This window comes from Stenotrophomonas pictorum JCM 9942, assembly GCF_001310775.1.
Lineage (GTDB): Bacteria > Pseudomonadota > Gammaproteobacteria > Xanthomonadales > Xanthomonadaceae > Stenotrophomonas > Stenotrophomonas pictorum.
Genome location: NZ_BAZI01000054.1, coordinates 1 through 12,025 on the forward strand (window position 1 = coordinate 1; position 12,025 = coordinate 12,025).

Below are 12,025 nucleotides of genomic sequence, written 5' to 3' on the forward strand. Positions count from 1 at the left end.
CGCCCACACCGGTTGCACCAGCACGTTGGCCTGCTGGCGCAGGCGCGACAGCCAGCCGCCCTGGTCATCGAGCACGATCAGGGTGATGGCCAGCGCCAGATAGGCCAGCAGGCGCAACGGACTGCTGGCATCGCCCTGGCGGGAGGCTACGGGAGGACCGGCGTAGGGCGGCACGTCAGGCTTCGACTGGAAAAATGCGGAAAAAGGATGCGACGACGCCCCGGCGGTGGGCTGCACGGGGCGTGTGCGGACGGCCGCTCACGCCGTTCGGGCGTGGCCGCGATACGCGACCGGAACGGCTTATTCCGGCGCAAAGAACTCGTTGCCGTGCATGTCCACCAACTCCAGCGCACGACCGCCACCGCGGGCCACGCAGGTCAACGGATCATCGGCCACCTGCACATGCAGACCGGTTTCCTCGGAGATCAGACGGTCCAGGTCGCGCAGCAGCGCGCCACCGCCGGTCAGCACGATGCCGCGCTCGGCCACGTCGGCGCACAGTTCCGGCGGGGTCTGCTCCAGCGCCAGCTTGACCGCCGAGACAATCCCCGACAACGGCTCGTGCAGCGCTTCGAGCACCTCGTTGGAGCTGATCTTGATCATCTTCGGCACGCCCTCGGCGAGGTTGCGGCCGGAGATCTCCATCTCGATCACTTCCGCCTGCGGGTAGGCGCAGCCCAGCTCCACCTTGATGCGCTCGGCGGTGGCTTCACCGATCAGCATGCCGTGGTTGCGGCGCACGTAATTGGTGATCGACTCGTCGAAACGGTCGCCACCGATACGCACCGAGGCCGAATAGACGATGCCGTTGAGCGAGATCACCGCCACCTCGGTGGTGCCGCCGCCGATGTCGATGACCATCGAGCCACGGGCTTCGGTGACCGGCATGCCGGCGCCGATCGCCGCGGCCATCGGCTCTTCGATCAGGAACACATCACGCGCACCGGCCTCTTCGGCCGATTCCTTGATGGCGCGGCGTTCGACCTGGGTCGAGCCGGCCGGCACGCAGACCAGCACGCGCGGACTCGGGCGCAGCACGCGCGATTTGTGCACTTTCTTTATGAAGTGCTTGAGCATCGCCTCGGTGTAGGTGAAGTCGGCGATGACACCATCCTTCATCGGGCGGATGGTGGTGATATGGCCCGGGGTACGGCCGAGCATCTGCTTGGCTTCGGCGCCGACGGCAGCCACCGAGCGGGTACCGCCGATGGCACGGTCCTGACGCACCGCCACGACCGACGGCTCGTTGAGCACGATGCCCTGGCCGCGCACATAGATCAGGGTGTTGGCCGTGCCCAGGTCGATGGACAGGTCATTGGAGAACATGCCACGCAGCTTCTTGAACATCTGGGAAGTGATCCTGAGGGGTGTCGTGCCCACGCCGATTGGCGAAAAAATGGGCAGAAAATGAGGTCCGCTAGCCTATCAATCCCCCCCGGTGCGGGCAAGGACAATCCATTGTGAATCGGGGCTTTGGCCCGATTCGGCGCCCCTCCGGACATCTGCGGTTCTGGTCGTGCGTCGCCGCAGCCGGTACCCTTACGCACTTTGGCGCCACGATCGCGCCGACCCGCGTGCGCCTGCATGGCGGGATTTCCCCTTTTCCGTATAGGTCTGTTCCCGATGTCCGCTCTGATCTGTGGTTCCCTTGCTTTCGACACCATCATGGTGTTTCCGGACCAGTTCAAGAACCACATCCTGCCGGACAAGGTGCACATCCTGAACGTGTCGTTCCTGGTGCCGCGGATGCGCCGGGAGCTGGGCGGCTGCGCCGGCAACATCGCCTACAACCTGAAGCTGCTGGGCGGCAGCCCGATCCCGATGGGCACCGTGGGCCAAGACTTCGGCCCGTACCGCGAGCACTTCGAGCGCATGGGCATCGACCTGAGCCAGGTGCGGGTGCTGGAAGACATGTTCACCCCGCAGTGTTTCATCACCACCGACCACGACAACAACCAGATCACCGCCTTCCATCCGGGCGCGATGATGCGTTCGCACGACAACCACGTGCGCGACGTGCCGGGCGTGAGCTTCGGCATCGTGGCGCCGGACGGCCGCGAAGGCATGATCCAGAACGCGGCCGAGTTCGTGGAATGCGGCATCCCCTTCATCTTCGATCCCGGCCAGGCGCTGCCGCTGTTCAACGGTCCGGAGCTGCGCACCTTCATCGAGCAGGCCGACTACGTGGTGGTCAACGACTACGAGTCCAATCTGCTGCAGCAGCGCACCGGCTGGGACGAGAAAGACATCGTCAGCCGGGTCAAGGCCTACATCACCACCCAGGGCCCGCGCGGCGCGATCATCCACACCCCGGAAAAGAGCTTCGACATCCCGCCGGCGCACGAGCGCCGCGTGGTCGACCCGACCGGCTGCGGCGATGCGTTCCGTGCCGGCCTGATCTTCGGCATCGAGAAGGGCTATGACTGGCTGACCATCGGCCGCATGGGCAACCTGATGGGTGCGCTGAAGGTCGAACACCCCGGCACCCAGAACCAGCGCTTCGATTTCGCCGAGTTCAACGACCAGTTCAAGCAGCAGTTCGGCTACAGCCTCTAGGAAAAACGGCGCCTCGGCGCCGTTTTTTTTGCGTGCCACTACCGGCCCTGCCTATGGCAAACGCCAGGGTCAGGCCCTGCCGGGCACTGCCGCCGACGGCAATGCGACCGCCAGGCCCTGCGCGCCGCTATCCCGACGCCGCGGCGCGCCAGTGCTGCAGCAACTGCGCGCAATCACGCAGCTGCCACTGTGCCATGCCTGGCCAGGGATCATCCGGCACATTGATAAGAATTCCCGGCACACCCGCCGCTTGGGCGGTGGCCAGATCGTAGTAATGGTCCCCCACCATCCGCATCCGCGCCGGCGGTACCTGCCAGCGCGCGGCAAAGAACTGCAAGCCGGCCGGTGACGGCTTGGGCTCCGCTTCCCGGCGGCCGATGATTTCGTCAGCGGCAAAACAATCCGCCACCCCGATCACCGCCAACGTCACTTCCGCCAGCTCACGCGCATTGCGGGTAAGGATGCCCAGCCGGCAACCGTCAGCATGCAGCGCGCGGATCAATGCCACCGCACCGGGTGCCGCCACGGAAGCCTCGGCCAGTTCCCGCTCGTGCCGCATCAACCAGGCATGGCTGGCGGCCGCCTGCTGGACTGGCAGGCTGGCCAGATGTTCAAGAATGTCCGCACCGGCTGGAATCTGCAGCTCACGCCGGATCAACTCGAAATCATGCAGCGGCTGCGTCAGCGTGCCATCCATGTCGAACACCCAATGGCGGCTGTCCACCACGCCTGGCACCGACGCCAGCGGCGGCGATCCGACAATACCCACGCCTCAATCCCAGCCCGGCAGCTGGCTGCCATCGAGCCCGCCGACTTCGAACACCGCGCTGCGGCTGTCACCGGCTTTCACCGGAAATTCGATCTGGATGACTTTCGCCTTGCGCGCCAGCCGCCACAGGCCGCGGTTGTCGGTGATGAACATGGCGATGGCCTCGTCGGTATCCGGCCGGTGCGCGGCCATCCGGCGCGGCGCCTGGTCATCCACCGTCACCGTGACCTGGCAGCTGGCATAGCAGGCCTTGGCGAAATCGCTGGCCTGCAGCACCAGATAGGCATGGCGCTTCCACTCGGGATGGTCGCGGAACACCAGCTGCACCGGCTTGGCGCCGCTGCCATCCACGTCCACGCGCTCCTTGCTGTAGATCATCGCCGACCGCTGCACGCCGCCCTTGGCCGGCACCTGGTTGTAGTTCCACAGCGCCTGCATGCGCCGCAGCTCACGCGCGGCCTCGGCCTTTTGCTTCACCTCGGCCAGGCCCGGTTCGATCCGGCGGGCGGTGTCCGAATCCGGATACTGGTCCAGCAGTGCCACGCCGTGGACACGTGCCTTCTCCCATTCCGAAGCGGTGACGGCACTGTCGTACTGCTTGCCAATGGCCTCGGCGGCCTGCTCCTGGCGCGCGCGTTCCTGCGCCGCGGCCGCTTCCTGCTTCTGCCGCTCGACCTCCGGATCGGTACAGCCGGCCAGGGCGAAGGCGCACAGCGCGCCGAAGATCAAAGGTTTCATCAAGCCACTCCGTTGTCGGGCAGGAACAGGCCGGCGCGAACGCCGGATGGGGCTACTTTAAACATCCGCCGGCTGCCGTGACCACGCACGCCAACGGGAAACGGCGGGCCGAAGCCCGCCGTTCCGGTGACACAACCGCTTGCGCAAGCGGTTACTGCTTCGGCGCCGCCTCGGCCTTGGCGATCATGTCCTCCACCGAGGCGGTGGTGATCGGGTGGTAACCGGGCTTGGCGCGGGCGAACACGTCCTTGGCGAAGGCCAGGCCTTCGGGCGTTTTCACCAGCTCGGCGTAGACCGGCAGGATCAGCTTGCGACGGCCCACGCGCTGGATGAACTCGCCGGCTGCGGCCTGCGCCTCGCCATAGCCGCTGCGGATGGCCAGCGGATACCAGCGCATGGCGATCTCGCCATTGGGGGTGCCGGTGAAGTGGTAGGCCGCATCCAGCTGCGCCAGTTTCTCCAGCGGCTGCTTCTGCCCCAGACCATCGATGAAACGCACCCATTCCTGGGTACCCCACTGGCTGGTGACCTGGTTGCTGGGCACCTTGTCGCTGCCCAGGTAGGCGATACGCGCGGTATCGACCACGGCGAAGTTGCGCGCGCGGGCCTTGATCGCGAACGCCGGAATGCCCGGCTCGTCCAGCCACGCGGTCAGCTCGGCCTCGGTCACCGCGGTCGGGTTCTTGGGCAGCAGGTTCTTCTTCATGTAGGCGACGAACTGGTCGGTATTCGCGCTCTGGAAGGCGTGGTCGTTGAACCAGCCGCGCAGGAACGGATCGAATACGGCGCGACCGAAACGCTGCTCCAGGAACTGCAGGAACCAGGCGCCCTTGACGTAGGCGACGTTGCTCAGCGCCTCGTCCGGATCACGCTCGGTCAGCGGCGGCAGCGCCAGCGCCTGGTCGGCCGGGCTCATGCCCTTCACTTCGGCCAGCAGATCGCTCTGGTCGATCTCGCGCTCCATCTCGGCCATTTCCGGGCCGTACAGCGCCTCGGTGATGCGGCCCTGCACGTAGGTGGTGAAGCCTTCGTTGAGCCAGATGTCCTTCCAGCTGGCGTTGGTCACCAGGTTGCCGGACCAGCTGTGCGCCAGCTCGTGGGCGATCAGCGACACCAGCGACTTGTCGCCCACGATCACGGTCGGGGTGGCGAAGGTCAGGCGCGGGTTCTCCATGCCCCCGAACGGGAACGACGGCGGCAGCACCAGCATGTCGTAGCGGCCCCAGCGGTATTCGCCGTACAGGTTCTCGGCGGCGCCGATCATCTTCTCGGTGTCTTCGAACTCCTTGGCGGCCTTGCTGACCATGGCCGGCTCGGCCCACACGCCCGAACGCTGCGAGATCGGCTCGAACACCAGGTCACCGGCGGCGATGGCCAGCAGGTAGGACGGAATCGGCTGCGGCATCTTGAAGCTGTAGTCGCCGTCACGCGCGGCCTTGGGATCGTTGTCGGCGCTCATCAGCACCATCACGTCCGGGCGGCTGGCCACGTGCGCGCTGTAGGTGAAGCGCACGCTCGGGGTGTCCTGCAGCGGCACCCACGACCGGGCGTGGATGGCCTGCGACTGGCTGAACATGAAGGGCAGCTGCTTGCCCTCGGTCATCGACGGCTCCAGCCACTGCAGGCCCGAGGCGGTCGGCGCGGTGTGGTAGGTGATCGCGATGGTGGCCGGCTGCTGCGGAGCCTCGATGCTGAGCTTGCTGCCGAACACCTTGTCGGCCGGGGCCAGCGTGAACTGCAGCGGCGATGCGGCGCCATCGGCGGCGATCGCCTCGACTTTCTCGATGCTCAGCTCGCGGGTATCGAGCAGCAGCTGCGTGGCGGCCTTGTCCTTCCACTCCAGCGTGTAGGTGGCGGTGCCGCCGATCTGCCGGGTATCGAAATCCAGCTTCAGGTCCAGCGCCAGATCCTTGATGACGACCTTGTCCGGCTCGGCGTAGGAGCTTTCATCATGGCTGCGGTTGACGGTGCTCACGGCGGCGGGCTTCTCGGCGACGGGGTCGGCAACAGGCGTGGCGGGTTCTTTGGCACAGCCGGCGACGAGCGCGACGGCCAGCGGCAGCATCAGGAACGGAGAACGCATGGATCAGCAACCGGTTCAGGGAATAATCCCGAAGTTTAAACCGATTGCGGCGCGCCGAGGCCGCACGTCCCAGGGCACAGTCGCCGGCCCGGAAACGCAAAGAGCGGCTTGCGCCGCTCCCTGTCCAGCCCCGTCGCCCGGGGTTACAGCTTGTAGCCGGAGTGGATCGAAACGATGCCGGCGCTGAGGTTCTTGTAGTGGCAGCGGCCAAAACCGGCCTCGGTCATCATCGCCTTGAGTTCTTCCTGCGGCGGATGCTTGCGGATGCTTTCGGCCAGGTACTGGTAGCTGTCGGCATCGCCGCGGGCGAACAGCTTGCCCAGCTTCGGCAGCACCTTGAACGAGTGGAAGTCGTAGACCGGTTTGAACCAGTCCACCGTCACTTCCGAGAACTCCAGCACCCGCGCCTGCCCGCCGACTTTCAGCACGCGGTACATCTCGCTCAGCGCCGCGTCCTTGTCGGTGACATTGCGCAGGCCGAAGGAGATGGTCACCAGATCGAAGCTCTGGTCCGGGAACGGCAATGCCTCGGCGTTGAGCTGCACCCACTCGAAGCCCGAGACCTGGCCGCGGTTGGTCAGCCGGTCGCGGCCCACCGACAGCATGCCGGCGTTGATGTCGCCCAGTACCACGCTGCCCTCGGCGCCGATGCGCTCCTTGAGCAGCACCGCGATATCGCCGGTACCGCCGGCCAGATCCAGCACGCGGTCGCCCGGCTTCACCTGCGCGGTGGCCACGAAGTAGCGCTTCCACAACCGGTGGATGCCCAGGCTCATCAGGTCGTTCATCAGGTCGTAGTTGTCGGCCACGGAGGTGAACACCTGGCCGACAAGCTTCTGCTTGTCCTTGGCCGGTACGTCGCGGAAGCCGAAGTGGGTGGTGCCGGTCTTATAGGGGGATTCGCTCATGTGGGCGATTATCGCACCGCCGCCGCCCCACGTCCCTGCCGGCGGGCTGAACACGACCGCTATCATGGTCCTCTGCCGGCGCAGTTGCGCCATGAGGAGTTCCATGATCACCACCCCCGACTACCGTGCCCTGCTGGAAACCGCCATCGCCGAAGCCCGCCAGGGGCTGGCCGAGGGCGGCATTCCGATTGGTGCCGCGCTCTACCACAACGACGGCCGGCTGCTGGGTTGCGGCCACAACCGCCGTATCCAGGAGGACGATCCGTCCATCCACGGCGAAACCGACGCCTTCCGCAAGGCCGGGCGCCAGCGCGGCTACCGCGACACCATCATGGTCACCACGCTGGCGCCGTGCTGGTACTGCAGCGGGCTGGTGCGCCAGTTCAACATCGGCACCGTGGTGGTCGGTGAATCGGTCAGTTTCCCCGGCGGTATCGATTGGCTGCGCGAGAACGGGGTCAAGGTCATCGACCTGAACGATGCGGGCTGCATCGAGATGATGGGCCGCTATATCGCCGAGCACCCGGATGTCTGGAACGAAGACATCGGCGAGTGACACCGGCCCGCCGTTGACCGCTCGTGCGGTTCATATGCTGAATTGAGACTACGGGCGTGGGCAGCGCACGGATTCAGGACTATGCTGCAGCCACAGGGGGCAGAGCCATTAAAGGTAACGCCATGGACGCGCCCGTTTTACCCCACCGCAGTCACCACTCATTCCAGCTGGCGGGCGAGCGCCTGCGCGCCCACTACGCGCGCCATCAAAGCACCGCTGCGTTCTGGGATGCCTATCAGCAGATCCAGGCTGAACTGACCGCCGAGTTCCCCGAGTTGCGCACCGAGCTGTGCAACCGCTTGGCCGTGCTCGCCCAAGGCCTGGGCGCAGTGGAACAAGCCCAGCTGCTGGACCCGCTGGAGATCAGCTGACAGGACCGGTCCCGCCCTATCCAGAAACGCCGGGCATTGCCCGGCGTTTCCAGCGATCTACACAGCGCGTTACCGCTGCAGATCTCTATCGGCGGCCAGCTGCTTGCGGTTGACCAGTCGCTGCACCACCACGAAGAACAGCGGTATGAAGAACAGGCCCAGCAGGGTGCCGACGATCATGCCGCCGAGCACACCGGTACCGATCGCACGCTGCGCACCGGAACCGGCACCGGAAGCGATGGCCAGCGGCAGCACACCCAGACCGAACGCCAGCGAGGTCATGATGATCGGACGCAGACGGTCACGCACGGCGTGCATCGTCGCCTCGATCACCCCGGCGCCCTTCTCCAGGTGCTCCTTGGCGAACTCGACGATCAGGATCGCGTTCTTCGAGGTCAGGCCCACCGTGGTCAGCATCGCCACCTGGAAGTACACGTCGCGCTCCATGCCGCGCAGGGTGTTGGCCAGCACCGCACCGAGGATGCCCAGCGGCGCGACCATCAGCACCGCGGTCGGCACCGACCAGCTTTCATACAGCGCGGCCAGACACAGGAACACAATCAGCAGCGACAGCGTGTACAGCAGCGGCGTCTGCGAACCGGCCTCGCGCTCCTGGTAGGAGACGGCGGTCCATTCGATGCTGAAGCCCGGCGGCAGCTGCTTGGACAGCTTTTCCACTTCCAGCATCGCATCGCCCGAAGCCACGCCCGGCGCGGCCTCACCCTGGATTTCCAGCGCCGAGACACCGTTGTAGCGTTCCAGACGCGGCGAGCCGTAATCCCAGCGCTGGCTGGCGAAGGCCGAGAACGGCACCATCTCGCCGGCACTGTTCTTCACCGTCCACAGGTTGAAGTCCTCCGGGTTCATGCGGAAGCTGTCGTCGGCCTGCATGTAGACGCGCTTGACCCGGCCGCGGTCGATGAAGTCATCGACGTAGCTCGACCCCCAGGCGGTGGCCAGCGTGGAGTTGATCGCATCCAGCGACAGCCCGTGCGCACCGGCCTTGGCCACGTCGATGTCCAGACGCAGCTGCGGGGTGTCATCCAGCCCGTTCGGGCGCACGTTGGCCAGCTTGTCACTCTGCCCGGCCATGCCCAGCAGCTGGTTGCGCGCGTTGACCAGCGCCTCATGGCCCTGTCCGGCGTTGTCTTTCAGGAAGAAGCTGTAGCCCGAGGCGATACCCAGCTCCGGCATCGCCGGCGGCGGGAACGCGAAGATGAAGGCGTCCTTGATCTGACCCAGTGCCCCCATCGCGCGGCCGGTGATGGGGCCCACGCCCTGGTCCGGGGTGCGCTCGCCCCAGTCCTTGAGCTTGACGAAGGCCATGCCCGAGTTCTGGCCCATGCCGGAGAAGCTGAAGCCCTGCACCGAGAACACCGATTCCACGGCGTCCTTCTCGTTTTTCAGGAAGTGGTCTTCGAGCTTGTAGATCGACTCCAGCGTGCGCTCCTGGGTGGCACCAACCGGCGCCTGCACAAGCGCCATCAGGATGCCCTGGTCCTCATTGGGCAGGAACGAGCTGGGCAGCCGGGCGAACAGCAGGCCCATCACCACCGTCAGCGCGACAAACACCGCCATGAAACGGCCCGGACGGGCGAGGATGCCCCGCACGCCACGCTGGTAGGTGCCGCTGGTGCGGTCAAAGCCCTGGTTGAACCAGTTGAAGAAGCGGCCCGACAGCCCCGTGGGGGCGACGTGGTGCTCGCCCTTCTTCAGCGGCTTGAGCATGGTCGCGCACAGCGCCGGGGTCAGCACGATCGCCACCAGCACCGACAGCGCCATCGCCGAGACGATCGTGGCCGAGAACTGGCGATAGATGACGCCGGTGGAGCCGCTCATGAAGGCCATCGGCACGAACACCGCCGACAGCACCAGACCGATACCGACCAGCGCACCGGTGATCTGGCTCATCGACTTGCGGGTGGCTTCCAGCGGCGAGAGCCCTTCCTCGGCCATGATCCGCTCGACGTTCTCCACCACCACGATGGCGTCATCCACCAATAGGCCGATTGCCAGCACCATCGCGAACATGGTCAGCATGTTGATGGAGAAACCCAGCACCGCCAGGATGCCGAACGTGCCCAGCAGCACCACCGGCACGGCGATGGTCGGAATCAGCGTGGCGCGGAAGTTCTGCAGGAACAGGTACATCACCAGGAACACCAGCACGATCGCCTCGATCAGGGTCTTGACCACGCCCTTGATCGACACCCGCACGAACGGGGTGGTGTCATATGGAATCACCGCGGTCATGCCGCGCGGGAAGCTGGCTTCCAGTTCGCTCAACGCCTTGCGCACGCCCTCGGCCGTTTCCAGCGCGTTGGCGCCGGTGGCCAGGGTGATCGCCAGGCCCGAAGCCGGCTTGCCGTTGTAGCGGGTGACGAAATCGTAGGTTTCCGCGCCCAGCTCGATCCGGGCCACATCACCGAGCTTCAAGGTGGAGCCGTCGGCCTCGGTGCGCAGCACGATGTTGCGGAACTGCTCGGGCGTCTGCAGGCGGTCCTGCGCGTTGATGGTGGCGTTGAGCTGCTGGCCCTTCACCGCCGGCGCACCGCCCAGCTGGCCCACGGCCACCTGCGCGTTCTGCGCGCGCACCGCGCCGGTGACCTCGTCCACCGAGACCTTGTAGGTCTGCAGCTTGTTCGGATCCAGCCAGATGCGCATGGCGTACTTGCCGCCGAACACCTGGATCGAGCCCACACCCGGCACGCGGCTGAGCGGATCAACCACGTTGGAGCCGACATAGTCGGAGATGTCGTTCTCGTCCATGCTGCCGTCTTCGGAGACGAAGCCCAGCACGTTGAGGAAGCCGGAGCTGGACTTGGCCACGTTGATGCCCTGGCGCTGCACTTCCTGCGGCAGCAGCGGCATGGCCAGCTGCAGCTTGTTCTGCACCTGGACCTGGGCGATATCCGGATTGGTCCCGCTCTCGAAGGTCAGGGTGATGCTGGCCTGGCCGTTGGAGGAGCTGTTGGAGGAGAAGTAGATCAGCCCGTCCAGGCCTTTCATGTTCTGCTCGATGATCTGCGTCACCGAGTCTTCCACCACCTTGGCAGAAGCGCCCGGGTAGTTGGCCGAGATCGACACCGCCGGCGGGGCGACCTCCGGATACATCGAGATCGGCAGTTTGATCATCGCCAGCGCGCCGGCCAGCATGATGATGATGGCGATGACCCACGCGAAAATGGGCCGGTCGATAAAGAAGCGAGCCATATGGTTCTCCGCTTACTGCTTGGCAGCCGGCGCCGCGGCAGGCGCGGCGGCGGGCTGGGCGGCTTCGGCACCCTTCTCGGTGGCCTGCACCGGCATCCCCGGGCCGATCTTCTGCAGGCCCTCGACGATGACCTTGTCACCGGCCTTCAGGCCGTCTTCCACCAGCCACTTGTCACCGACCGTGCGGCTGACGGTGACCGGGCGCAGCGCGACCTTGCCCTCGCCATCGACCACCATCGCGGTGGTATTGCCCTTGGGATCGCGGGCGATGCCCTGCATCGGTACCAGCAGCGCATCGGGACGCACGCCGCTGGCCAGCACCGCGCGCACGAACATGCCCGGCATCAGCACCTGCTCGGGGTTGTCCACGCGCACGCGCAGGCCATAGCTGCCGGTGGCGGGATCGACGCTGACCTCGGAGAACTCCAGCTTGCCCTTGTGGGCGAAGGTGCTGCCATCTTCCAGCAAGATCTCCACCGGCAGCTCGGACGCGCCTTCCAGGCGCCCGGCGGCCAGTTCGCGGCGCAGCTGCAGCAGCTCGGCCGAGGACTGGCTGACATCGATGTAGATCGGGTCGAGCTGGTTGATGGTGGCCAGCGCGGCGACCTGGCCGGCGCTGACCAGCGCGCCTTCGGTGACCGAGGATTTGCCGATCTGGCCGCTGATCGGTGCGGTGATGCGGGCATAGCCCAGCGTCACATTGGCCGCATCCAGCGCCGCGCGCGCGGCACCCACATCGGCCTCGGCCTGCTTCCAGGCAGCCTGCGCGTTCTCGTCATCCTGCACGCTGATGACTTTGCTCTTGACCAGCTCGGCGCTGCGCCGGGCGGC

At 66.0% G+C, this 12,025-nt stretch carries 10 protein-coding genes and 1 pseudogene; 3 read left to right on the forward strand and 8 right to left on the reverse strand.

Going from position 1 to position 12,025, the window contains the following annotated elements; genetic code table 11:
* Both JCM9942_RS20010 and JCM9942_RS04975 read right to left on the reverse strand, forming a co-directional pair.
* Positions 1-174: pseudogene (locus tag JCM9942_RS20010) on the reverse strand (rod shape-determining protein MreC); the annotation flags it as partial.
* A gap of 126 nt (positions 175-300) precedes the next feature.
* Positions 301-1,347 carry a rod shape-determining protein gene (locus JCM9942_RS04975; RefSeq protein WP_005419402.1) on the reverse strand — a complete coding sequence of 349 codons (1,047 nt, stop codon included), beginning with the start codon at positions 1,345-1,347 and terminating at the stop codon, positions 301-303.
* A gap of 276 nt (positions 1,348-1,623) precedes the next feature.
* Here JCM9942_RS04975 and JCM9942_RS04980 point away from each other — a divergent pair, with 276 nt between their 5' ends.
* On the forward strand, positions 1,624-2,556 hold the full coding sequence (locus tag JCM9942_RS04980) for a carbohydrate kinase family protein (protein WP_054658096.1): 933 nt from the start codon (positions 1,624-1,626) through the stop codon (positions 2,554-2,556).
* 127 nt (positions 2,557-2,683) lie between these two features.
* Here the strand turns inward: JCM9942_RS04980 and JCM9942_RS04985 are convergent, their stop codons facing one another.
* The 4 genes from JCM9942_RS04985 to ubiE all read right to left on the reverse strand — a co-directional run bounded on the left by JCM9942_RS04985 (position 2,684) and on the right by ubiE (position 7,054).
* Positions 2,684-3,319, reverse strand: a complete 636-nt coding sequence (locus tag JCM9942_RS04985; RefSeq protein WP_054658111.1) for an HAD family hydrolase — start codon at positions 3,317-3,319, stop codon at positions 2,684-2,686.
* 9 nt (positions 3,320-3,328) lie between these two features.
* Positions 3,329-4,063 carry a hypothetical protein gene (locus JCM9942_RS04990; RefSeq protein ID WP_054658098.1) on the reverse strand — a complete coding sequence of 245 codons (735 nt, stop codon included), beginning with the start codon at positions 4,061-4,063 and terminating at the stop codon, positions 3,329-3,331.
* Positions 4,064-4,214: 151 nt separating this feature from the next.
* Positions 4,215-6,146: a M1 family metallopeptidase gene (locus JCM9942_RS04995; protein ID WP_054658100.1), complete on the reverse strand. Its 1,932-nt coding sequence runs from the start codon at positions 6,144-6,146 to the stop codon at positions 4,215-4,217.
* Positions 6,147-6,289: 143 nt separating this feature from the next.
* Positions 6,290-7,054 carry a bifunctional demethylmenaquinone methyltransferase/2-methoxy-6-polyprenyl-1,4-benzoquinol methylase UbiE gene (gene ubiE / locus JCM9942_RS05000; protein ID WP_054658113.1) on the reverse strand — a complete coding sequence of 255 codons (765 nt, stop codon included), beginning with the start codon at positions 7,052-7,054 and terminating at the stop codon, positions 6,290-6,292.
* A 103-nt stretch (positions 7,055-7,157) separates the two neighbouring features.
* On the opposite strand from ubiE, the gene JCM9942_RS05005 reads away from it, so the two are divergent.
* Together JCM9942_RS05005 and JCM9942_RS05010 are read left to right on the forward strand one after the other, a co-directional pair.
* Positions 7,158-7,610: a nucleoside deaminase gene (locus JCM9942_RS05005; RefSeq protein ID WP_054658102.1), complete on the forward strand. Its 453-nt coding sequence runs from the start codon at positions 7,158-7,160 to the stop codon at positions 7,608-7,610.
* A gap of 122 nt (positions 7,611-7,732) precedes the next feature.
* Positions 7,733-7,981 (forward strand): hypothetical protein, encoded by a 249-nt coding sequence (locus JCM9942_RS05010; protein ID WP_054658104.1) that lies wholly within the window; start codon positions 7,733-7,735, stop codon positions 7,979-7,981.
* A 69-nt stretch (positions 7,982-8,050) separates the two neighbouring features.
* On the opposite strand, the gene smeE is transcribed toward JCM9942_RS05010, so the two are convergent.
* Together smeE and JCM9942_RS05020 are read right to left on the reverse strand one after the other, a co-directional pair.
* Positions 8,051-11,194: a multidrug efflux RND transporter permease subunit SmeE gene (gene smeE, locus JCM9942_RS05015; protein WP_054658106.1), complete on the reverse strand. Its 3,144-nt coding sequence runs from the start codon at positions 11,192-11,194 to the stop codon at positions 8,051-8,053.
* A 12-nt stretch (positions 11,195-11,206) separates the two neighbouring features.
* Positions 11,207-12,025, reverse strand: an 819-nt coding sequence (locus tag JCM9942_RS05020) for an efflux RND transporter periplasmic adaptor subunit (protein ID WP_054658108.1), incomplete at its 5' end; no start/stop codon positions are given.

Coding starts and splice junctions, on each gene's coding strand:
- JCM9942_RS04995 (WP_054658100.1), bottom strand. CDS start 6,146: ATGCGTTCTCCGTTCCTGATGCTGCCGCTGGCCGTCGCGCTCGTCGCC.
- JCM9942_RS05005 (WP_054658102.1), top strand. CDS start 7,158: ATGATCACCACCCCCGACTACCGTGCCCTGCTGGAAACCGCCATCGCC.
- JCM9942_RS04990 (WP_054658098.1), bottom strand. CDS start 4,063: ATGAAACCTTTGATCTTCGGCGCGCTGTGCGCCTTCGCCCTGGCCGGC.
- JCM9942_RS05010 (WP_054658104.1), top strand. CDS start 7,733: ATGGACGCGCCCGTTTTACCCCACCGCAGTCACCACTCATTCCAGCTG.
- smeE (WP_054658106.1), bottom strand. CDS start 11,194: ATGGCTCGCTTCTTTATCGACCGGCCCATTTTCGCGTGGGTCATCGCC.
- JCM9942_RS04975 (WP_005419402.1), bottom strand. CDS start 1,347: ATGTTCAAGAAGCTGCGTGGCATGTTCTCCAATGACCTGTCCATCGAC.
- ubiE (WP_054658113.1), bottom strand. CDS start 7,054: ATGAGCGAATCCCCCTATAAGACCGGCACCACCCACTTCGGCTTCCGC.
- JCM9942_RS04980 (WP_054658096.1), top strand. CDS start 1,624: ATGTCCGCTCTGATCTGTGGTTCCCTTGCTTTCGACACCATCATGGTG.